Annotated in this window: 19 protein-coding genes and 1 tRNA gene; 13 read left to right on the top strand and 7 right to left on the bottom strand. The window is 53.8% G+C overall.

Annotated elements, in window-relative coordinates; translation table 11 throughout:
* Positions 1-46: 46 nt before the first annotated feature.
* The 7 genes from ACYQ15_RS20540 (at position 47) to ACYQ15_RS20510 (ending at position 5,708) form a co-directional block, all read left to right on the top strand.
* Positions 47-646, top strand: a complete 600-nt coding sequence (locus ACYQ15_RS20540; protein WP_459939334.1) for an NF038143 family protein — start codon at positions 47-49, stop codon at positions 644-646.
* A 183-nt stretch (positions 647-829) separates the two neighbouring features.
* On the top strand, positions 830-1,024 hold the full coding sequence (locus tag ACYQ15_RS20535; RefSeq protein ID WP_459939333.1) for a type II toxin-antitoxin system VapB family antitoxin: 195 nt from the start codon (positions 830-832) through the stop codon (positions 1,022-1,024).
* Between the two features lies 1 nt (position 1,025).
* A complete protein-coding gene (locus ACYQ15_RS20530; protein ID WP_459939332.1) occupies positions 1,026-1,391 on the top strand; it encodes a type II toxin-antitoxin system VapC family toxin in 366 nt (121 codons plus the stop codon).
* Between the two features lie 106 nt (positions 1,392-1,497).
* Complete coding sequence (locus ACYQ15_RS20525; RefSeq protein WP_459939331.1) at positions 1,498-1,692, top strand: hypothetical protein; 195 nt, start codon at positions 1,498-1,500, stop codon at positions 1,690-1,692.
* A 103-nt stretch (positions 1,693-1,795) separates the two neighbouring features.
* A complete protein-coding gene (locus tag ACYQ15_RS20520; RefSeq protein WP_459939330.1) occupies positions 1,796-2,761 on the top strand; it encodes a hypothetical protein in 966 nt (321 codons plus the stop codon).
* 785 nt (positions 2,762-3,546) lie between these two features.
* A complete protein-coding gene (locus tag ACYQ15_RS20515; RefSeq protein WP_459939329.1) occupies positions 3,547-5,010 on the top strand; it encodes a TrkH family potassium uptake protein in 1,464 nt (487 codons plus the stop codon).
* Positions 5,007-5,708, top strand: a complete 702-nt coding sequence (locus ACYQ15_RS20510; RefSeq protein ID WP_459939328.1) for a potassium channel family protein — start codon at positions 5,007-5,009, stop codon at positions 5,706-5,708. The genes ACYQ15_RS20515 and ACYQ15_RS20510 overlap by 4 nt, the downstream gene beginning before the upstream one ends.
* Positions 5,709-5,751: 43 nt before the next feature.
* On the opposite strand, the gene ACYQ15_RS20505 is transcribed toward ACYQ15_RS20510, so the two are convergent.
* From ACYQ15_RS20505 to ACYQ15_RS20495, 3 genes are all read right to left on the bottom strand, one after another.
* On the bottom strand, positions 5,752-6,522 hold the full coding sequence (locus ACYQ15_RS20505; protein ID WP_459939327.1) for a TrkA C-terminal domain-containing protein: 771 nt from the start codon (positions 6,520-6,522) through the stop codon (positions 5,752-5,754).
* 51 nt (positions 6,523-6,573) lie between these two features.
* Positions 6,574-6,819, bottom strand: coding sequence for a hypothetical protein (locus tag ACYQ15_RS20500; RefSeq protein ID WP_459939326.1), 246 nt, complete (start codon positions 6,817-6,819; stop codon positions 6,574-6,576).
* A gap of 188 nt (positions 6,820-7,007) precedes the next feature.
* Positions 7,008-8,078, bottom strand: coding sequence for a radical SAM/SPASM domain-containing protein (locus tag ACYQ15_RS20495; RefSeq protein WP_459939325.1), 1,071 nt, complete (start codon positions 8,076-8,078; stop codon positions 7,008-7,010).
* A gap of 154 nt (positions 8,079-8,232) precedes the next feature.
* Here ACYQ15_RS20495 and ACYQ15_RS20490 point away from each other — a divergent pair, with 154 nt between their 5' ends.
* A complete protein-coding gene (locus ACYQ15_RS20490) occupies positions 8,233-8,844 on the top strand; it encodes an NF038143 family protein (RefSeq protein ID WP_459939324.1) in 612 nt (203 codons plus the stop codon).
* A gap of 136 nt (positions 8,845-8,980) precedes the next feature.
* On the opposite strand, the gene ACYQ15_RS20485 is transcribed toward ACYQ15_RS20490, so the two are convergent.
* From ACYQ15_RS20485 to ACYQ15_RS20475, 3 genes are all read right to left on the bottom strand, one after another.
* The gene (locus tag ACYQ15_RS20485) at positions 8,981-9,592 is read right to left on the bottom strand and encodes an NF038143 family protein (RefSeq protein ID WP_459939323.1); all 612 of its coding nucleotides are present in this window, start codon (positions 9,590-9,592) and stop codon (positions 8,981-8,983) included.
* 292 nt (positions 9,593-9,884) lie between these two features.
* Positions 9,885-10,163: a hypothetical protein gene (locus ACYQ15_RS20480; protein ID WP_459939322.1), complete on the bottom strand. Its 279-nt coding sequence runs from the start codon at positions 10,161-10,163 to the stop codon at positions 9,885-9,887.
* Positions 10,164-10,191: 28 nt separating this feature from the next.
* Complete coding sequence (locus ACYQ15_RS20475) at positions 10,192-11,973, bottom strand: YeiH family protein (RefSeq protein ID WP_459939321.1); 1,782 nt, start codon at positions 11,971-11,973, stop codon at positions 10,192-10,194.
* Between the two features lie 858 nt (positions 11,974-12,831).
* On the opposite strand from ACYQ15_RS20475, the gene ACYQ15_RS20470 reads away from it, so the two are divergent.
* Together ACYQ15_RS20470 and ACYQ15_RS20465 are read left to right on the top strand one after the other, a co-directional pair.
* Positions 12,832-15,414, top strand: a complete 2,583-nt coding sequence (locus ACYQ15_RS20470) for a c-type heme family protein (RefSeq protein WP_459939320.1) — start codon at positions 12,832-12,834, stop codon at positions 15,412-15,414.
* 338 nt (positions 15,415-15,752) lie between these two features.
* Complete coding sequence (locus ACYQ15_RS20465; RefSeq protein WP_459939319.1) at positions 15,753-17,165, top strand: sigma-54-dependent transcriptional regulator; 1,413 nt, start codon at positions 15,753-15,755, stop codon at positions 17,163-17,165.
* A gap of 355 nt (positions 17,166-17,520) precedes the next feature.
* Here ACYQ15_RS20465 and ACYQ15_RS20460 read toward each other — a convergent pair.
* Positions 17,521-17,597: transfer RNA gene (locus tag ACYQ15_RS20460), tRNA-Pro, on the bottom strand.
* 308 nt (positions 17,598-17,905) lie between these two features.
* On the opposite strand from ACYQ15_RS20460, the gene ACYQ15_RS20455 reads away from it, so the two are divergent.
* The 3 genes from ACYQ15_RS20455 (at position 17,906) to ACYQ15_RS20445 (ending at position 21,726) form a co-directional block, all read left to right on the top strand.
* Entirely contained in the window at positions 17,906-19,432 is a 1,527-nt protein-coding gene (locus ACYQ15_RS20455) for an HD domain-containing phosphohydrolase (protein WP_459939318.1), read from the top strand.
* A gap of 39 nt (positions 19,433-19,471) precedes the next feature.
* Complete coding sequence (locus ACYQ15_RS20450; RefSeq protein WP_459939317.1) at positions 19,472-20,539, top strand: protein-glutamate methylesterase/protein-glutamine glutaminase; 1,068 nt, start codon at positions 19,472-19,474, stop codon at positions 20,537-20,539.
* A 263-nt stretch (positions 20,540-20,802) separates the two neighbouring features.
* A complete protein-coding gene (locus ACYQ15_RS20445) occupies positions 20,803-21,726 on the top strand; it encodes a manganese-dependent inorganic pyrophosphatase (RefSeq protein ID WP_459939316.1) in 924 nt (307 codons plus the stop codon).
* Positions 21,727-21,746: the final 20 nt, after the last annotated feature.

Genomic DNA, 21,746 nt, shown 5'->3' with positions numbered 1-21,746 from the left:
CGGACCTCAGTTCAATAGTACAAGCTGAAAAGGAGCAACAAGGCCCATGGCCACAGGCATCGAGCAAAACTACCAGATGATCTGGGATCATGAGCAGCGGTTCGCCAGGGAGCTGGCCCAACAGGTGGTGGAAAAGCCCAGGCTGACCATCTGGCGAGTCCTGTTCCCTCCTCTGTTGATCTATCATTACCGCAAGATCCAGGAGTACAAGTCGGATCTGGAGATCTTCAGCAAGGGAGTGCTCCGATCCAAAATCCTGGCCATGGAATCAGCCCTGGAGGAGATGACCACGGGCAAGAAAGATACCGGATACAAAAGCGCCTTTGTTGCCATGGGACCGGAGGCGGCGCCCGGCGAACTTCGCCTGCGAAACGCCCAGATCGCCGAAGTGGAGCTGCTCAAGGGGCATTACCTGCGGATTCTGCGAAATCAGGGTTCTTCCTTCCCGACCCTGATCCGGAAGACATACAAGACCAGCGGCGAATACCGCCGGTTTCTGACCGATCTGACCCAGGCCGAAAAGGCCGTCCAGAAAGAGGTCCTGCACCTCCACCAGACCAGCGAACCAGCCCGGGACGTCAGCCGCAAGATGCGTGAGATTGCCAAGACCTTGCGGGACGCGGAGGTGAAAACCTTCTTCGGGTGATCCAGAGCTTCATTAAATGATGAGGTGGCGCAGTCGAAACAGGCCTGCCGGAATCGTTGGATTGTGATTTTATGAAGGGAGATGGAACAAAACCCAAATCCTTCTTATTCCAACTCGCATTTGACACATCTCTGACACATATTAAATGCATACTTGAAGCATATATCAAAGGAGTCCCTAATCATGCGAACGACTTTGAACATCGAAGACGCTCTGATTGAAAAAGCATCCAAGCTGACGGGAATAAAGGAAAAAACGACCCTGGTTCGCAAGGGTCTCGAGACCCTGATCAGTCTCGAGAGCAGCCGGCGTCTGGCTGAACTCGGCGGGACGGAGAAAAAGATTGATATGCCGAGACGCCGAAGGTCAGAGTCTTGAAATGATCCTTGTAGACACAAGTGTTTGGATCCACCACTTCAGGAAAAAGGATCTGGAGCTTGTTGATCATTTACATACCGGATCGGTCGCATGTCACCCTTTCATTATCGGAGAATTGGCTTGCGGCAACTTTGGCAACCGTTCGGAAATTTTAATGTTGCTTCGAGCCTTGCCTCCCACGCCAGTTCTTGAGCCCAGCGAAATTCTTTATTTTATCGAAAAAAACTCGCTCATGGGTCGGGGACTTGGCTATGTAGATATTCATCTCTTGGCTTCCGCAATTCTTGGGAATGTTGTTTTATGGACTGCTGATCGTCGTCTCCGTGAAGCCGCAACGGAACTTGGGCTCTCGTTTCCAACTGGCTGACAAGGTTTCCTCCGCAACTCCTTTCCTTCCTGATGATGAAACCGGCCGTTTTTAGTCCGGCAATAACGAAGCATTTTTCTCTGGTTCTTCTACGTTTGATTGTGGAATGAGCGTAGAATCCGACATTACGCTATCCCTGTTCGAAGCCCCTCCAGATGCATCCCCTACATGGGTAGTCCTATCTCCCGATTTGGCATCTCAAACCTTCATGAACGGCAATCCGGGCCGCATGATCTTCGTCGTCGAACAGCACATCGATCTCTTTGCGCCGCTGGAAAGGCCCGTTCTATCCGATTTCTAACCAAGGTTATGGCACAAGGATATGACATTCAGAAATGAGAAACGGCAGACGCGATTACAGCATACTATAGCCCATAACCATTCCCTACATAAAGAGGAGAGTAATGATGCGGAAAACAAGATGTTTACTGGTCTCTGCTTTTTTTGCTTTTTTCATGTTATTTTTTTCATTCCACAATTCAAATCTGTATTCAAGTGAGTATTGGGAACTCGTAGAAACACAATATCACGCATCTGGTAATTATGCGAACTATGGCTACAACTGGAATCGTCCACCTGTTTGGTCCGATACGCAGAATTGGGCACCTCAAGGTGTTCTTCTTGGAACAACCAATGTAAGTGCTAGACCTGGAAGCGTAGAGGTTTCTCTAAGAGGTTACCATGCGCCTAGCAACCCGGATATGCTTGGAAAGTTTACATGGAGTGCCCCACCTCAAAGAGTCTACCCTGGACAGTTCGTTTCTATTCCTGTAAATTTGCAAGTTTTCCGTGATTTCACCGCTACTCCTGGTAACGGAGTTCCTCATGCAGCCATTTCGCTTCAGGTAAGCACGACCCCTCTTCGCAACACTATTGCAAGTCATAAACCTTACATAAGCTCTCCTAGTGCCTGTTCCTATAAAAATAACCCGGCAATGTCAGAATACATTTGGTTTGGAAACTCTTTTAATTTGACTGCTTGCAATCACAATTCGTTGCCAAACGGCAATGCGGTTTATACTCTCCAAGAAACTTTTGACAACAAACGCGAAGTAAACATAGATGTCTGGATTAACGCTGGCATGATCAATGTAACTGAGCGATACAGGTACGAATTGCGGGAAGCTCGGTTTACGGATCGAGAAAAGGCGGACATGTTGTTCAACTGGATCGAGTCCCTGGCACCGCAGATGCTGCCTTCGGGTTTTCCGACATTGACGCTTACTGGTATCATTTATCGACATTATCCAAGCAGCAATGTCTTCCTGGCAACCTACCAAGGCAAGCTGTTTTTTATCGACCCACATGGAAGGACGCTTGACTTCGGTGATGTAGATGACTGGCTGCCTTATGTGATGGAAGCTCCATAGCCGTAGTCCGCTTACCTGGTAGGCAAGAACAAGCAGGGCATCTGCTCTAGGGGGTAGGGAAGGATTTCTCCTCCCCTCCCTCCGAACCGTACGCGCGGTTCTCCCGCACACAACTCCAGTCGGTCCTTTCCTCATCGGTATTGGCTTGCCAAGACTCGGGCTTCTTTCACGGTGAAAAACCCAAGCTTGGTGAAAAAGCTATTCTGCCAGCTTTTATGATTTTTCAGGCATCTTCCCGTTCCTCGGCTCTGTCTTTATGTTTCCGGAGCATCGAACATAATCATCGTTTTGCAAAACCCTCGACGATGGAAACGTTGGTATCAGCCTGCTCGGAGTATCCAAACCAGCCACGCAACATTGAATCCCAGACTATTAAAGGCCCGCTCCCTCATCGCTTCATACGCCACAGCCAGCGTGAGGGCGATTTTCGGACTACGTCACGAATGGGAAGACTCGTTCGCACTGCAAACCAAACAAGGCTTATTGAAGGACCGCCAGTTCGTCTCCGGTTGCTCTCCACCCCACCTCACGGTGACGCAGTTACATTCGACATCGGGGAGTGCCATACCCCAAGGTGGACTTGCACCACCTGACAAAGCGCCATCACGGGGCGCACTCAATCCCGCGAAGGCGGGAATCCGGAACATGCTTGCCATGATTCTTGAAAGCTGACTTTTTCCAGCCCAAGCTGAGTTTGCTGGAATTAGGATTGCATTTCCAAAAAAATGCCCATATTTCATGAATGCAATCCTAATAAGGAATTTTCTTCAAGGATGAGGTGACGCATGTCGAAACAGGCTGCCGGACTTATCTATGCGGTGCGCTTTACGGTCCTGGGCAAGTACTTTGGACAGCTTTGTCTCGTCGTTGCCGTATTGACCCTGTTACCGCTCCTGGTATCGCTGGGCTATGGTGAGACGCATATCTCCATACGCTATGCGATTGTCATTGGAATCTTGGCGGCATGCGGCGTAGTTCTCGGGAAAATGCAGGCTCCACGCGCGGTGCAGGTCAATGAGGCTATGGTCCTGGTGGCCCTGATGTTTCTCTTCATCCCGCTGTTGATGACGTTTCCCATGATGGCTTCCGGGTTGAGCTTTTCCGATGCGCTCTTTGAAACCATTTCGGCAAGCACCACCACCGGTCTCACAACGGTGACGGATCTGGAGAGCATGACCCGAACGTTTCTGGTTTCCCGGGCCTGGATGCAGTGGTATGGGGGACTGGGAATCCTGGTTTTCTCCCTCGCCTTGCTTTTCCGGCCAGGACTCGCGACGAAGCAACTTGCCGTCACCGAGGCCAAGGATGAGGGCCTGGTCGGTGGTACAAAGATTCACGCCCGCCACATTCTGATCATCTATTCCACCCTGACGGGAGTCGGTCTCGTGTGGTTGCTGGCCCTCGGAGTCAGGCCATTCGATGCCGTTCTCTTCATCATGGCTTCCGTCTCCACAGCCGGTTTTGCGCCGTATGACGCCAGTCTCGCCGCATTGGACAGCGGAATCGCTCAATACTCGGTTATCCTGATTTGTGTCCTGGCCGCGATCCCCTTGATTTTCTACCGCCGCCTGTTTCTGAAGAACAGGCAGCCCACCACGGATGGTCTGCAACTCGCCTGGCTCCTTGTCTTGGGAGGTTTCGCGAGTCTGCTGCTTGGCGTTTTCATGATCGCGTTGCAGGATGCCGAGTGGCTGGATGCATTGTATCATGCTCCCCTCCTTGCTTTTTCCGCGCAGTCCACGGCAGGCTTTGCAAGCACGGATCTTTCGGAATTTCATGCTGCTTCCAAGCTTGTGCTGATCATGGCCATGGCTGTGGGCGGCGGTGTCGGTTCAACATCCGGAGGGCTGAAGATCCTGCGCTTGCTGATGTTGCTCAACCTGCTCCGGTTGCTTCTCCGAAAATTATCCGCCACCAGACATGCGGTTGTTACCCCCAGTTTGGCCGGCAAGCGAGTTGAAGACGCGGAAATTCAGGAAGCGTTGCTCATTATCGGGCTCTTTGCACTGGTAATAATTTTTTCATGGCTGCCCTTCGTGGTGATGGGTTATGATCCCATGGATTCCCTTTTCGAAGTGGTATCAGCCACCGGAACGGTAGGATTGACCGTCGGCGTGGTCGACTCAGGAATGCCGATTTTGCTCAAGGGAATCCTTTGCGTGGACATGCTCCTGGGAAGGTTGGAAATCCTTGCCTGGTTGGTGATGGTCTATCCGAAAACATGGATTGGCAGGAGGTTGCAGGGATGAGAATCGCTTTTGTCGGTGCCGGAGAAGTCACCATCAGGACGACGGAGTTATTGACGGCGAGGGGTCATGAGGTGGTCATCATTGAACATGACCAGTCGAAAATTGATGATGTTTCCGAATCGTTGGATTGTGATTTTTTGAAGGGAGACGGAACAAAACCCGAAATCCTTCGCGAGGTAGGACCAGAACAGACGGATGTGCTCTTCTGTCTGACGGACAGCGACCAGACAAATTTGATTGCAAGCCTGGTTGGTCGAACCTTGGGCTTCGCGCGGGTCATTCCAAAACTTCAAGATCCTGAATTTGAGGAAATCAGCATTGAACTGGATCTCAAAGATGCAATTCTGCCTTCTCGGACCATCAGCCGATACCTGGCCGACATGGTGGAGGGCATGGATATCCTGGAACTTTCCACGGTGATCAAGGGAGATGCCAGATTTTTCACCTTCATCGTCGATGCGGAAAAAGGAAAGTCCATAGCTGAACTTGATCTTCCCAAGAATTCCAGATTGATATGTTATTATCGCAAAGGGCAGTTTAACCTGGCCGAAGAGAACGACACGCTTCGCAAGGGAGATGAAGTTGTCATTTTGACCACGAGTGATTCACTCCAGGATTTGAATGACAGGTGGCGTCCAAAACAGGCAAACCATGATGAAGATGAGGAAACAGAGTCATCCCGCAACAATGCTGGTTAACTCGCCTTGCAATGGAACTATCTCTTCAATACCTGACCATCCCTCATGGGCTTTCGGAAGCTTTTTCCTTTTCCTCGCCGACGATCTTCTCCTGCTCCTGGACGGCCTGCTGATGCTTGATTTCTCCTTGCCTCCCCTTTCTGCGCTGGTCTATGTCCTTGATGGCTTGAATCCGGCCGTAGATGACCAGGCTGTCCCCTTCCTCGATGGAGTCATCCCCTCCAATAACGCCTATATAGGTCCCGTCGGGTTTCTTGATCCCCAGCACATTGATGCCTTCCTCCCGCAATCTGGCCTCGGCGAGTTTTTTTCCCTCTATCCAGTCGCCTTTTTCAATTCTCAACTCCGCCAGACGGTAATCGCCGGTCAGTTGAAGAAGATCCGCATAATCCGTGACATCCAGAGCAGTGTACTTTTTCAGAAGCTTGGTGACGGCTCGAGCGAGCAGATGGTCGACCCACCTGCTGGTGGCCAGGGCCCACAAAAGCACGATTCCGGTGACAAGCGAGACGATACGGAGGGTCAGGCTTGCAGCGTCCCCCTCCTGGACGAACGTCAGGATAAGAGTGGAGATGGCGGCCACGATTCCGGCATTGCCCGCGAGAATGAGCATCATGACAATTTTTCGCCGCACCGGGTGATTGACCACGGATTCTGATTCAGCGGTCGTGAAGCCCGCTCCGGAAAAGGCCGAGCGGGCCTGAAACCTGGCCGAGGCCCGGGTCATGCCCGTATGTGTGAGAGCAATGCTGGCGATCCGGGTAAAGAGGAGCGACAGAAAGATCACGATCAACAAGGATACTATGGCGATCAAAACGTATTCCTGGGGTTGCACGGTTGATTGTAAAACTGAAAATGTAACAACTCAGTACACGCTCTTTCTCTGGTACTCGGTATTGGGGTCGGGGTCGGATTTGGTTTGCAAAACATTTGATGTCCCCCCCACTTTGGCTTCGCTTCGGATACCGACTCCGATACCGACACCGATTTCGATTTCGATTTCGATTTCGATTTCGATTTCGATTTCGATTTCGATTTCGATGCCAACAACGGTATTATTGCTGAATAGGTAACTAATCAGCAAATACGGTGCATGATCATTCTCCAGCACTGGATTCCGGCTTTTGCCGGAATGACGTATCTGGGCAAGCCTTTCCCACGCTAGTCATACCGGCGAAGGCCGGTATCCAGGTCTTTTTCTGGCTCTGCTGAGAAGTTATAAATCAAGTAACATGGGCCATGTCCGCAACCTAACTGGAAGTATTGAAACCCGCCCGCTGTTTTCTGTACTGAAAAAATTCACCTCTTCCGCTTCGGACAATTCCGACAGATGGCCGCGGGGTGGTTCTTGTTCAGGCCTTCCCGGAACTGCTCGTATGGCTTGCTTCGCCAGATTGCGGGCAACAGTTCGTTGTTGACGTTGCCGAAGGTCACCCGACTGTACGGCGCGGGCTGGCCTTGGCGGGCGTATTCGGCATGGTCCACGGGCACGTTGGCGTAGACGCAGGGAGAGACTTCCCCGTCCGCGGAGACGAACAGGGCCCGCTGGACGTTCTCGGCGCAGACCGGCTCGTCTTCCCCCTTGGGGGCAAAGCTTGGAGTGTGGATGATCACGCCCAGTTGGGCGGCTGCTTCGCGCAATTTGGCGAACCGCTCCTCCAGGGCATGGCGTTCCTGTTCATCTTTGGGCGCGAGCACCTCCGCGGACAGTTCCACGCCCGGCTCGAAATCCAGCACGCTGACGACAGCCTGTTCCGCGCCATGATCCACCATCAGCCGAGGCAATCCTTCCAGGTCGTCCAGTCCGGAACGCAGCAGCATGTAGGCGATATGCACCGCAGGTCTGGAAGTGTCCCGCTCCTGCTTGATTCGCCGGACCATGTCCATTCGCTCCAGCACCTTGACCAGGGGCGCTCCGGCCCGGGCCGGATCGTTATGTTCCGGGGTCGTCCCGGTCAGGGAAAAAGCCAGAATGTCCAATCCCGCATCCATGACCTGAATCAGTCGTTTCTCGGTCAACAGCATGCCGTTGGTGGTCACGCCCACGGTACAGCCGGCTTCCTTGGCCAGGCGGACCATGGTCGGAAACTCCGGATGCAAAAAGGGTTCGCCCCACCCCTGGAGATAGGCCAGTTTGGTCTTGCTCAGAGCCGGCAGGAGACGATGAAAGGTTTCCAGGGGCATGAACCGGTCATGCCACTGATCGAGGTAGACGGTCCGGGGACAGTACGCGCAGGCCGCATTGCATTTGGACGTCACCTCGATCTGCATCCAGTCCTTGGGGTCCAACAGTACTTTGTGTTCCCACCATTGGCGTACTTTACGGACAAGTGAGTCCTGCCCTGCCTTATCCAGATCGGATCTTTCCATGAAGATACCCCCGTTCATGCTTGTCCCAGCTTCCGGCACAATCAATTTGTGCCTGTGAAGGCGCTAATTTTGCCTTTCCAGTTGAAAAAGACTATCCTTTAGTTTGTGTAACAGGCTCGACAACCCACCTCAACACCTTCCAAGGAGACTCCCTTTGCCACTGAGTTTACAGGAAAAATACGACATCATCCTTGGTCATGAACAACAGTTCGCCTACCGGTTGGCCAAGGACGTGGTCAAGAAACCCGAAGTTTCGGTCTGGATGATCCTGTTGCCGATTCTCTTCGTCCACCACATGATGAAAATTTCCCAGTACAAGCAGGGAATACATGATTTTGCGAATAATATTTTGGGCACTAGAAAGAAGGCTCTGGACAAGGCTGTCAAGGATATCGAGTCCGGGAAGGTTCAGGAATATGGTCCTGAAGAATATTTTCCCCAAGTCCCGCTGGAGTCCAAGCAAGAAATTGAACTGGCCGAAAAACAAATCATCGTTTTGAAGCTCATGGAGGAACACTACCGTGAAATGCTTGGTCAACAGGGCACCACCCTGGAGGAACTGATCCGCGGTGCATACGGATCATCCGGTGCATATCGATACTATCTCAACAAACTCATCGCGGCCGAGGATGAAATCAACAACCATCTGCGGAAAAACTTCCATACTTCGGAAGAGTCGGGGTCCGTCATGAACCGGATTGAAAAGCGGATGGCAGAGTTGCGGGAGGAGGAACTGCGATTTTTCTTTCAGGGAGAGGCGGTTTGAGGGAAAGATTGTAGTCAGAAGTCAGAAGTCAGAAGTCAGAAGTCAGAAGACGAAAGGCGAGGACGGAGAAAGTCAATATCCGGGGGAACCGTGTTTCAAGTTGGAGCACGGTTTTCTTTTGGAAATGCATGCTCAATCAGAACGCGTCTTCGAGTTCCCGTTTGCGGACGTCTCGGATCGCCTTCTGTTTGCTCTGGATGTACGGATCAGGCCAGTTCATTCCCATGGCCTCCACCAAGCCCTTATCAATAGCGTGTTCAACCTGCTCCATACTGGTCAAAAACTCTTGGTAGATGGCAGAATTACGATATGCCTTACGGACCATGGACAGATATTCCCGCTCTTCGGTCTGCAACAATCGAAGATAGTGATCCAGCAAAAGATCCATCATGGTCGACAGGTTTTCATAGACAGTTCTGGACTCCAGTTTCTGTTCATGCATCCAGAACTCCCGCAGCTCTCCTTTCATCGCCTGCCGAGAGCGTTCCGTATTGCCGGATCGTACGGCTTCCTCGGCCGCCCGCAAGGCCATTTCCTTGAAGCCCAGATGCTTTTGGGAGAATTGAGACGTCTCTTTTTTTCGACCAAAATACTCGACCAGAAACTTGAAGGGAATGAAATTGTGCCACCAAGCCGGGGCAGACTGGGCGCGTCGGTAGTAGACCACTCGGGAAGCAAATTCCCGTTCCTCTGCCAGAATCGCCTTGGACTGAGTCTTTAGAAGTTTGGATTTGGAATCAGCGGGCACGGGAGATACTCAGTTTTTGGAGATTATTGAAAAGTGTATCTATTCAGCAAAATTCGAGAAGAAGACCTGGATACCGGCGTTCGCCGGTATGACTGATGTGGAAACGGCTTGCTGCGACACGTCATTCCGGCGAAAGCCGGAATCCAGTGCAGATGGACGAGTGAACGCTGGATGTGCTGAATAGATACTGAAAAGTTACCTTTTATCCGCTTGCCGCTCTGTAGCCGGTTTCCGGCTGCTCAAGAACATCTGTCAGCACATCCGGAAGACGGGTTTGAATGCGGTTTTCGCGTCAATCGTCTCTCTTGCCGCCTTTGCCTAAAGCTCCGCGCATGAAACTCATGGCTTCCGAGACCTCTTGAATACTATCCCAATACCAGGCTCCGACATAGATGTCCCGCTCCCGCAACGTTTCGAGGGTCTCGCTTTTCCCGGTCACTCGTTCCAGGTTGTTCAGAAAACCGATGAAACCGATGATCAGGGCGATGCCCAGTCCGAGACGCAACAGACGGCGCAGACGGGAAACCGGGGACGGTCTCCCGTCCCCGGTTTGTTGTTTGTTGGAGGGCAATGTTTCCTTCTTCATGTGAACCAATTGGTTACAGCCCCATGCCCATCAGCCTGTCGGTGACGTCGCGGAAGAGGACCATGAACATGATGTAGGCCACGAAGGCGGTGAGCATCAGGTTGAAGCCCTGACCGCAGACGTACAGGATCAGCGCCTTGCCGCCGCGCAGAGGCTCCTTGAGTTCGCGGTAGCTGATGCTCAGGCCGATGCTCACGAAGGCGATGGCGAAGAACCAGTCACGGAACCCGTTGGCCCAGGCCAGGACCCCGTTGCGGATCATGGCTTGCGCCCAATCCTCACCCATGCCCGCGCCCAAGGCGGAGAAGATAACCGAAGCACCGATGAAGCCCAGGATGAACTTGGGAAAGCGGTACCAGATTTCGGACAGGGCGCCGGCGGCGGTGAACTGCATGGGGGCGGCACCAGCGGCGCAGGCCCGATCCGGCTCAACCTTCAAGCACCAGTAAGCGGCAACGCCGAAGGCCATCACGCCGATCATCACGTTCTGGATCATCTTGATGGTCGCGGCCACGTACATGGCTTCCGGACCGATCAACTCGCCAGCTGCGACCACGGACCCGGTGTTGTCAACCGTGCCGCCGATCCAGGCCCCGGCCCAGACCGGATGCATGCCCACCCAGTTGGCGAAGGTCGGCAGGGCGAAGATCATGACCACCACGAAAATCATGGACATGCCGATGGCCAGGGTCAGTTCTTCCTTCTTGGCCCGGGAGGCCGCCGCCGCCGCGATGGCCGCGGACACGCCGGAAACGCTCATGTCCGACGAAACCGTAATGTTCAACTGCTTGGATTCCATCTTGATTACGTTCTGACCGAACCAGTAGGTTCCGATGAGCACGATGGGCGTGACCACCCAGGTGACGAAGATGCCCGGCAGACCGACCATGATGATCAGGTTGATCAGGATGCTTGCGCCCAACAGGACCAGACCGGTTTTGATGAAATACTCGGTCTGAGCCGCGCTTTTCAGAAACTTCGGCGTGCCGACCGTATTGGAGATGACCATGCCCAAGACAATGCCCCACAAAACATAGGAAAAACCATAGGCATTTACAGTCTGCTGGTTGGCGATGACGTAGGACAACACAGCCAAACCGAAGACAATGGGAAAGCCGATGAAGAACGTTTTCAGGTTATAGCCCATGAACTTGCCGCCGATGGAGAAGATCAAGGCCATGACCACCATCAACCCCAGCAGGGTGGGAATCCGGTTGAATGGCTGAGTGTTGGCCGCGCTCCGGGCGCTGGCATGGCTGCTTCGTGCAGCGCGCCATTCACCGAGAAGGGCACGGGCTTCCTGGTTGAGCTGTGTATTCTGAAAGTTGGCTTCCCTGGCCCGATCTTCCGCTTCCTCGGCGTTGGCACGAGCCACGTTCAAACGCTCCGTGGCCCGCTCCAGACGCTCTTGATTGGCCGCCCGGATTTCAGCAGCCGCCGACTCGCTGCGATACAGGGAATCCAATGGATTGGTGGTCCAGCGACCTGGCCTGGCCATCAAGTCGTTGATGGTCTTCAAAAAACCGCTGTCACGGGCCCTTACGGCATTCAACCTGGCCTCTGCTTCGGTGTAGGCGATGGTCCGGAAGCCGGCCATTTCCTGTTCCTGTTCCATGATTGCCCGGTATTCGGCCATGCTTTCGACGTTCGGGCGCGCGGCCATGGCCGCAATCATGGCAACAATCAGAATGATGCCCGCCAGCCAGATGGCCCACCAATCCTCGGTGGTGTACATCTGGGTTGTCATGGGGATTTTGGTTTCGGTAACCACATTATCCGTTTGATTTTCCGCCATGAGCACAAACCTCCTCACAAGTTAAAGGATAATTGCGACAACTCATGCAGTTCTCCCGCGCATTTTCCGGAGAGTTCCGAGCAAACCGGAATTGAGCGAGCTGCACACAAAGCGAGTGAATTATTTCTCATTAAAGCAAGATCCAAACCAAAAGCGCTTGCGAACACAATATTTCAAATATTACAGAATGTTAAATTGCCAAAAGAATATTTGGATCAGTCTCAAACAGAAACCATTGCTTGACAGCGTTAACGCCAGTTAGCACAAAACTGCTAACGCAAGATTGCAATGCTGACATGGTTCGGCATATCCTTCACATTGTCCCCCAGGCTCACCTGTAAAATATTCATTCCCTCTGCACCCGGCTGCCGGGTCGCCGGGTAGATTTTTTGGATTATTCAGGTATTTCGTTTTGTAACTACTCAGCATAAGTTTTTACTCCGATAATCGGTATCGGGGTCGGTATCGGAATCGGTATCGAAAACATTGTATTGCCCTTACACATGGCTTCGCTTCGATACCGACCCCGACACCGACCCCGATACCGGTGTCAAACTCGGCAACAGCACGAGTTTGCTGAATAGTTACTTTGTTTTTTAAATTACGATTTGGCCTTGTCAGGTGCTGTTGCCTGGTCGACTGGCTTCAGCCGGCGAGAAGTGTTGCCGTTCAAGTGTAACTATTCAGCACATACTCTGTGGTCACTCGCCAGAGCTGGATTCCGGCTTTCGCCGGAATGACGTATAATAACCACGTTCTTTGCAAGTTAAGTCATACCGGCGAAGGCCGGTATCCAGTCCGATTTTTCACGGATGAGCTGAGTAGTTACTTTCAAGTTAGGAATATTGAGGTTTTCCCATGCACGAGTTGAACTCCGCCGGTCAGGAAGGTCGACCCGGCAAAAGTCATTTTTTTCAGAAATCATTGGGTTTCCGCTCCAGATTTCTGGTGGCCACCGGCCTGTCTCTGCTTCTGGTCTGCTTCGCCGGCGCACATTTGATCTATTTGCGCGAAAAGGCGCAGATGGAAGCACATGCCTATGAAAAAACCATGATGGTCATGGCTGCCGTGGAAGCCAGCCGGAAGTACGTACGGGATGAACTGCGACCCAGGATGAGCCGGGAATTCGGCAACGAGTTCTTCATGGTCGAGGCCATGTCCACCTCCTATGTCGGACGGGCCGTAATGGACAACTTCAACCAGGTTCTGCCCCATTATGAATACCGGCGGGTGGCGCGCAACGCCCGCAACCCCCGTTCCGAGGCCAACAACCTGGAACTTTCCATGATCAACTACTTCGACACCAACCGGGATCGCCAGAACTGGCAGGGAACCTTGAACGTCGATGGGGAGCAGCATTTCATGCGCTTCAAGCCGGTTTTTTTCGAGGAGTCCTGCATGAGTTGCCACGGCGATCCAGCCTTCGCCCCCCAGGACATGCTGGACATGTACGGCACGGAACGCGGTTTCTGGAACCAGCCCGGCGATCTGGCCGGCGTGATGGCCGTGGGCATTCCGGTGCACAAGGCCCTGGCCGCGATCCGGGATCAGGCGGCCTCGGTCTTTTTCTCGCTTTTTCTGGGAGCAATCCTGTTTTTTCTGCTGCTGGCCTTTATCTTCAATCGGGCCGTGGTCAACAACCTGAACGGCGTGTTGCACATTTTCCGGGAAGAGGCCGAGGAGAAAAGCCTGCGGGAATTCCTGCCCAAACCGAATCCCATGGATCCGCGGGATGAAATCCAGGAACTGACCGAAGCCGCGGTGAGCATGTCCGAGCACCTGCGTCGCACCAAGCAGGAATTGAAGGAATATGCCCTGGACTTGGAAGCCAAGGTCGCCCGCAGAACCAAGGCCTTGCAGCAATCCGAGCAGATGCTGCAGGAGAAGGTCCAGGCCCGGAAAGAGGAACTGCAGACCCTCAATGCCCTGGCGGAATTGACTACCGCGGCCGAATCCCTGTCCCAGATCCTGCCTCAGGTGCAACAGCGGACCCTCCAGGTCTTCCCGGCCCAGGGTTCGGGCATCTATCTCTACGACAAGACGCACCAGCAACTGGTGCTCACATACCAGGAAAACGCCGCGGAACTTCCCGTGGCGGTCCCCTTGCGCCATATCGTTCCCGCGGTTCTGGAAGCCAGGCCAAACCGGCTGATCGATGCCGTAGCCCAGGCCGCAATGGGCCAGCCAAGCTGTTTCGAACGGCGCGGAGCTGCCGGCAACCTGAACATCCCGCTGCTCTGCCGCGGAGAAATTCTTGGCGTGCTGTCCTTTGTCGGGGTCGACTGCAAGCAGGTATCTCCGGAACAGATGGAACTGCTGTTGTCCATCGGCCGACAGGTGGGCATTGCCGTGGAAAGCCTGCAGAACATGGAAAAACTGATCCAGAGCAAGGATCTGCTGCAATCCGTTTTTGACGGGATCACCGACCAGGTGGTGCTCATGGACAGCGAATTTCGAATCCGGATGGTCAACAAGGCCTACACCAAACGCTATGATGTGAACACGGAAGATGTCATCGGGCGCCGATGCTTTGAAATCCACGGCAGCGGAGCCAGCCCCTGCAAGGAGTGCGGACTGAAAACAGCTATGCAGACCAAGACGGCCGTGGTCTATGAAAGCAGATGCCCGGCGCAGCAGGGGATTTTTCAGGTCCACTGCTATCCGGTCACAAACGAGCAGGGAGAAGTGGAAAGCGTCATCCGCTACGTCAAGGAGATCACTGACCAGAAACATATGGAACAAAAGATCCAGCAGACCGAGAAGATGGTGGCCATGGGCCAGCTGGCATCCGGCGTGGCCCATGAAATCAACAACCCTCTGGGAGTGATCCTCTGTTACGTGGAACTGCTCAAGCGGCAGCTTTCCGACTACCCGCAAGGCCTCAAGGATCTGAGCACCATTGAAAAGCAGACCCTGAACTGCAAGAGGATTGTCGGCGACCTGCTCCACTTCGCCCGCAGCCGGGAAACGAAAAAACAGCCGGCCTCATTCAACCAGTGTCTGGAAGAGGTGCTGGTCATGGTCAGCGAGCAATTCAAGAAACAAGGACTTTCCGTGGAGTTGCACCTGGATCCGGATCTGCCGACATTGCACATGGACGTCCATAAAATGAAGCAGGTGGTTCTCAATCTGATGATGAACTCCCGCCAGGCAATGAACGGCAAAAAAGGCCAAATCACCTTGCGGACCGAGTATCATGAGGCCCGAAAAACCGTGGCCTTCGCCATCCGGGACAATGGCCAGGGCATCCCTGAATACATCCAGGACAAGATCTTCGATCCCTTCTTCAGCACCAAGCGCACCGGCGAAGGCACCGGCCTCGGGCTCTCGGTCAGCTACGGCATCATCCGGGACCACGGCGGCGAGATCAGCGTGCAAAGCAAGCCCGGAGAATGGACCGAATTCCGGATCGAGCTGCCGCTGGACGGGGTTGCCGCGTGATGGCCAAGCCGGTGATTTTTTTTGCAAGTTCGAAAACAAGGATGATCCGGCCCACGGTTTACGTTGGAAAACGGTAACTACACAGCTTGATAGAGCGGGAAAGGTAGCTACCAAAAAATTAAGGCAAGCATGACCTGGATTCCCGCCTTCGCGGGAATGACTTTTTTTATCATGCCGTATCCAAGTAAGTCATACCGGCGAAGGCCGGTATCCAGGCCGCATTTTTCGGATCAGCTGAACAGTTCACTTGAATAGTCAATATAAAAGGATGATTCGGACCAAGCTTTCGCTGGTAAACGAAAGTAAATAAACGTTATCCATTGCCACAAGGAAACTCCATGGATCAATTCAACGTGCTTATCGTGGACGATGAGCGGGACATGCTCGACGGCTTGCGGCGCATTTTGCCTTACGAGCTGGAAAAGACGAACATCGTGGTCACCCACAGCCCCTTGCACGCACTTGAGCTTGCCGCGGCCTCCCCCTTCGACCTCATCCTGATGGATGTCCGCATGCCGGAAATGAGCGGCATGGAACTTCTGGAGCAGATCAGGGCCATGGATTCCAAGGCAACCGTGATCATGATGACGGCTTACGGGAGCATCGAGACAGCGGTGCAGTCCATCAAGCTGGGGGCCTACGACTTCATCACCAAACCCTTCGACATCCCGGATCTCGTTCGACTGATCAAGAAAGCCCTGGAGCGCAGCGGCCTGATCCGCGAGAATCAGAGCCTGCGCCAAAAAATATCCGAAAAGACGGTTCTGGAGGAATTCGTAGGCCAGAGCCCGCCCATGCAACAGCTCTACGCGACCATCCGCTCCGTTGCCGGAACCGACTATCCGGTGTTGATCCGAGGTGAATCGGGCACCGGCAAGGAACTGGCGGCAAGGGCCATCCACGCACTCAGCCGCCGCAGCGAGAGGAACCTGGTATCCGTGAATTGCCCGGCCATTCCGGAACACCTTCTGGAAAGCGAACTGTTCGGACACAAGAAAGGTTCCTTCACCGGAGCCTTGAAGGACCACAAGGGGCTTTTCGCCGAGGCCAACGGATCCAGTCTGCACCTCGATGAAATCGCGGACATTCCCGTGAGCATCCAGACCAAAATGCTGCGAGCCCTGCAGGAACAAGAAATCCGGCCCTTGGGCAGCAGCAGGAACTACAAGGTGGACGTCCGGATTCTGTCCACCACCAACCAGAACCTGGAGACCAAGATCCTGGACAAAAGCTTTCGGGAAGACCTGTTCTACCGCTTGAATGTGGTCAGCGTGGAAACCCCGCCGCTCCGGGAGATACCCGAAGACATCCCGCTGCTCGTACACCACTTCAACCGCCTGGCGGCACTGGAACTGAACTGCACCCCCAAGCTCATTGCGTCGGAAGTCCTGGAGGCCTTGATGCAGCGGGAGTGGCCCGGCAATGTTCGAGAGCTGAAAAACTTCGTGCGCCGGCTGATCATCTTCTGCCCTGGTGGGGAGTTGAACCAGTCCGTGCTCAAGATGGTGGACGGCCGGCATGCAACACGACCCGTCCCGGAGAATATCAGCGGAAACCAGGAAATCGAGCCTTATGCGGAAGCCAAAAACAAGGCGATCAACGCCTTCACCGAGGAATATGTGCGCGACCTTCTGTCCAAAACAGGCGGCAATGTCTCCCAGGCCGCCAAAATGGCCGGTCTCAGCCGTGTGGCCCTCCAGAAAATCATCCGCAGAATGAACATGACACCCGGTGAATACCGCGCGGAGTAACTGGCTTGGATGGTAAGTCCCCTCTGCGTGCCTGTTCCGGGTGATGAAGTCTTTGCCAGGATTTACGCGCGGTACGCAAGGTGAAATTCACCTTCCACCCCGAGGTGGGGTGCATCCGCTGCGAGCGGGAACATTTTTTGATAAAAATGCGTGACTGCTCAAAAAGATCGGGCGATGAAGTTTCCTGTGCAAGGATTCCCTTTGACGCGGAGTTTCGTGACCTAGCATACCGTGTGCAGCGATGACTGCCAGTTCTGGCCCACCCAGCAAACCAGAGCCCGCTCGCTTGGTTAGGAATAGGGTAGCAAAACAAAAAGGGGTTGCCGGCTTATTGCCGGCAACCCCTTGAATTTGCTGGTCGGGATGAGAGGATTTGAACCTCCGGCTTCAGCGTCCCGAACGCTGCGCTCTACCAAGCTGAGCCACATCCCGTAAAAAAGTAAATTTATCCGTTTTTGAAAATAATGCAAGCTGTTTTTCATTGTTCGGCCATGGTACGGCTGAGCTTGATTTTGCCGACTTTGCGGTTCAATACTCCGTCATCGGCTTCGCAGCACTACGTTCTGCTGAATTTACGTCCTTAATATTCCATTTTCTATTAGTTGACGTACATTGATCCATTTTATGGACATTTAATCTCTTATATCGGCCTTGTCTTCAATCTACATGCAGTGTAACAAACCCGAACCAACACTGGACACGCAAATTCCGTGTCACGTTATAGCAATATTGAGGAAATTATGGTTGCGCATGATGAACCCAGAGCGAGCATCCTGATTGTTGACGATGAACAAAGTCTTTTGGACATTTGTCAGGAATCCCTGACCGAAGCCGGATTTTCCATCCATTTAGCCCATAATGGGGCAATCGCTCTCAAAATGCTGGAGCATCTTCCCGGGCTGGATCTGATCATCTCTGATCTGCGGATGCCGGGCATGAGCGGACTGGACTTGATGAAGAAGCTCAAGGAAAGCGCATCCGAGGCTGATTTTTTGATCATGACCGGCTTTGGAAGCATTGAAACGGCTGTGGAGAGCATTCGCCTCGGCGCCGCGGATTATCTGCCTAAACCGTTCAATATCAGCCACCTGTTGCTCAAAGTCGAAAAAATCCTCCAAAACCGGCGTAATCGGGAAGATCGCAAGAAATTAAGCAACATCGTCCGGGTTCTCAATCTCAGTCAGGCCATGAACACCAAGCTGGACATGAAATCCCTGACCAACGAGTTCCTGTCGCAGATCCAGAAAAATTTTAACCCTGACGGAACGGTGTTTCTTCTTGAGGACGGCACCGGCCTGCAATCCAAGGCCATGCGCGGCGCCCTGCTCCGCAACAACCCGCAGCTTACCACCTGGGTCAAGCAGTTGGGTGACCGGGTTTTCCGCCAGCAGTTGCCCGAATTGATTCTCCTGAAGAACAAGAAGTTTTCACCCATGTGCACCGAGGGCCCCCCGCCGGATGCATCCATCACTTCCGTCATGGTCGCTCCAATGACCACCCGCATGAAAAGCATCGGCGCCATCGTCCTGTTGCGCAATTCCAGCAAGGATGAGTACTCCCGCGAACAATCCCAGTTGTTGAACGTTTTTGCCGCCCATACCGCCTCTGCGTTTGAAAATGCACGACTCTACGGACAGCTTTGGGACATGAACCTGGAGGTGATCCGTTCCTTTGCCCAGGCCGTGGAAGCCAAGGACGTCTACACCCGGGGCCACTCCGAACGTGTAGCCATCTACGCCACCCATCTCGGCAATCGCCTCAACCTGTCGCGACAAGAACTACACCTGCTCTACACCGGTGGAATTCTGCATGATATCGGAAAAATCGGCATTCCGGACGTCATCCTGAACAAACCCGCGAAATTGACCAACGAGGAGTTCGAGGTCATGCAGCGCCATCCGGAGCTGGGCCGGGCTATCCTCAATCAGGTCAAATCCTTCAGTGATATATTGCCCATCATCTTTTATCACCACGAACGGGTGGACGGGACCGGGTATCCCATGGGACTGCAGCAGGAAGAAATCCCGTTGCTGGCCAGAATCCTCAGTGTCGTTGACGCCTTCGAGGCCATGACCTCCGATCGGGCCTACCGCAAGGCCCTGCCCATGGATGTTGTCCGCGACCTGTTGCAAAATGGCGCTGGGCGGCAATGGCAGGCGGACCTTGTCGACATCTGGCTGGAGGAAGTCAGCAAGCCGAGCTTTGCAAATTTGCAGCAGGTCAATGTTGCCGGACATGTCGCTTTCGATGAGTCGTATGATGCGTAGAACCAGCGTCGATTCCACCTCAAAGCCCCCTGGAAGATCATGATCAAGGTACTCGTTGTTGACGATTCCGCCTTCATGCGGAAGGCACTCAGCACGATGCTGGGCAACGACCCCGAAATCCTGGTCGTTGGTACGGCACGGGACGGCGCCGAGGGACTGGATAAAATTCGAGAGCTGCAGCCCAACGTGGTCACTCTGGACATTGAAATGCCACGCATGGATGGCTTGACCGCGCTGCGGCACATCATGATGGAAATGCCCCGGCCCGTGATCATGGTCAGTTCCCTGACCACCGAAGGCGCCGAGGCCACCTTGAAGGCCATGGAACTGGGTGCCGTGGACTTCATTCCCAAACAGCTCGCCAGAGTCTCGCTGGACATCATCAAAATTGAAGAGGATCTGCGCGCCAAGGTCAAGAACGTGGCCAGACGCAGAATCAGACCGCTGCGCATGCCGCGCAAAGTTGACGTGGTAACGCAGCCGGCTCTTCGTGAAATGCGTTCCGCTGCTCCCGTGACCCCAAATCGACGTCAGCTCCGCGACATCGTTGCCATTGGTGTTTCCACCGGCGGACCGCCGGCGATTCAGAAAGTGCTTGCCAAGCTTCCCGCAAATTTTCCAGCCTGCATCCTCATCGCACAGCACATGCCCCAGGCCTTTACCGGTCCCTTTGCCAAAAGGCTGGACGCATTGTGTCAGATCAGGGTCAAGGAAGCCGAAGCCGGTGACCGGGTTCAGCCGGGGGTGGCCTTTGTCGCCCCGGGGGGCCAACACCTCTCCATTGATCAGAAGGTCAGCAGGATCGACCTGGTGATCAGCCCTGACCCCCGGGATGCGCTCTACAAGCCTTCGGCCAACGTCCTCATTTCTTCCGTAGCCGAAGGAGTCGGCAAACGCGGCGTGGGCGTGATCTTGACCGGCATGGGCAGCGATGGGCTTGAAGGCGTCAAGCACCTCAAGCAAAAAAACGGGTACATCCTTGCCCAGGATGATGCCAGTTGCGTTGTCTACGGCATGCCCAAGGCTGTTGTTGATGCCGGTCTGGCTGACGAAGTGCTTGACATCGAAGACATGGCCCAGGGCGTGATGAACGCCCTGTTTCACTGACCGAGAATCGGACGCTATGGACATTTCCACTTTGCGCCGACACCCGGGCATCAGTTGCTGCCTGTTCAGGCATTGGTTCGATGTCGAATCCCAACGAAGCGGTTTGCAAGGTTCCAGAAATACAGGCAAGCAGGACCTCGGCCGAGTCGGCACGGAGCTACTGCCTCTTGGCAGCGTTGAAACTTTGTGCTATAAAGCACAATCTGTTTTTTCATTGATCAGAGTCCCCAAACCCCACAAGTATTTAACAGAGGAGGTCGTGAATGGCTGTTTATGTTGTAGGACACAAGAGTCCCGATACCGATTCGGTATGCGCTGCTATCGCCCTTGCTGACCTGAAGAGCAAGCTCGGCGTTGAATCCAAGCCGGCTACCCAAGGCGAACTCAACCCGGAATCCAAATTCGTTCTGGACAAGTTCGGCGTCAGCGCTCCTGAAATCCTGACGGATGCCACCGACAAAAAGCTCTTTCTGGTTGACCACTCCGATTTGTCCCAGAGCCTGGACAACCTTGCCAAGGCCGAAATCCTGGGGGTTGTGGACCACCACAAGCTCGGCGACGTGACCACTCCCAATCCCATTGAAGCCTGGATCTGGCCCGTGGGCTGCACCTGTACAGTGGTCAAGGCCATGTACGACTTCTACGGCGTGGAGATTCCGAAAAACATCGCCGGAATCATGCTCTGCGCCATTGTCAGCGATACGGTTATTTTCAAGTCCGCTACCTGCACCCCCAAGGACGAGGAAGTTGCCGATGCTCTGGCCAAGGTTGCCGGCGTTTCCGACACCAAGGCGCTGGGTCTGGAAATGTTCAAGGTCAAGTCCGCGGTTGAAGGCACTCCGATCCGGGAACTGGTTTTCCGTGACTACAAGGACTTCAACATGAGCGGGACCAAGGTCGGCATTGGTCAGCTGGAAGTCGTCGATCTTTCCCTCCTGGACAGCGTCAAGGACGCCCTCTATGAAGACATCCAGAAGGTCAAGGCCGAGAAAGGCAATCACAGCGTATTTCTGCTGCTCACGGACATCATGAAGGAAGGCACCGAGATGCTTATCGCCTCCGATGATCCTTCCGTGGTCCAGAAGGCCTTCGGCAAAGCTCCCGAAGGCCACAAGGTCTGGCTCGACGGCGTGATGAGCCGCAAAAAGCAGGTCGTGCCCAACTTTGAGAAGGCGTTTGCCGGCTGATACGACTGAAACACAGCAAT

Source organism: Desulfonatronum parangueonense, from assembly GCF_054656975.1.
This window is presented reverse-complemented; position numbering and strand designations above follow the sequence as displayed.

Excerpts from the sequence above, each read along its gene's own strand:
- ACYQ15_RS20540 (WP_459939334.1), top strand. The coding sequence starts at position 47 with ATGGCCACAGGCATCGAGCAAAACTACCAGATGATCTGGGATCATGAG.
- ACYQ15_RS20535 (WP_459939333.1), top strand. The coding sequence starts at position 830 with ATGCGAACGACTTTGAACATCGAAGACGCTCTGATTGAAAAAGCATCC.
- ACYQ15_RS20530 (WP_459939332.1), top strand. The coding sequence starts at position 1,026 with ATGATCCTTGTAGACACAAGTGTTTGGATCCACCACTTCAGGAAAAAG.
- ACYQ15_RS20525 (WP_459939331.1), top strand. The coding sequence starts at position 1,498 with ATGAGCGTAGAATCCGACATTACGCTATCCCTGTTCGAAGCCCCTCCA.
- ACYQ15_RS20520 (WP_459939330.1), top strand. The coding sequence starts at position 1,796 with ATGATGCGGAAAACAAGATGTTTACTGGTCTCTGCTTTTTTTGCTTTT.
- ACYQ15_RS20515 (WP_459939329.1), top strand. The coding sequence starts at position 3,547 with ATGTCGAAACAGGCTGCCGGACTTATCTATGCGGTGCGCTTTACGGTC.
- ACYQ15_RS20510 (WP_459939328.1), top strand. The coding sequence starts at position 5,007 with ATGAGAATCGCTTTTGTCGGTGCCGGAGAAGTCACCATCAGGACGACG.
- ACYQ15_RS20495 (WP_459939325.1), bottom strand. The coding sequence starts at position 8,078 with ATGGAAAGATCCGATCTGGATAAGGCAGGGCAGGACTCACTTGTCCGT.
- ACYQ15_RS20475 (WP_459939321.1), bottom strand. The coding sequence starts at position 11,973 with ATGGCGGAAAATCAAACGGATAATGTGGTTACCGAAACCAAAATCCCC.
- ACYQ15_RS20470 (WP_459939320.1), top strand. The coding sequence starts at position 12,832 with ATGCACGAGTTGAACTCCGCCGGTCAGGAAGGTCGACCCGGCAAAAGT.
- ACYQ15_RS20465 (WP_459939319.1), top strand. The coding sequence starts at position 15,753 with ATGGATCAATTCAACGTGCTTATCGTGGACGATGAGCGGGACATGCTC.
- ACYQ15_RS20455 (WP_459939318.1), top strand. The coding sequence starts at position 17,906 with ATGGTTGCGCATGATGAACCCAGAGCGAGCATCCTGATTGTTGACGAT.
- ACYQ15_RS20450 (WP_459939317.1), top strand. The coding sequence starts at position 19,472 with ATGATCAAGGTACTCGTTGTTGACGATTCCGCCTTCATGCGGAAGGCA.
- ACYQ15_RS20445 (WP_459939316.1), top strand. The coding sequence starts at position 20,803 with ATGGCTGTTTATGTTGTAGGACACAAGAGTCCCGATACCGATTCGGTA.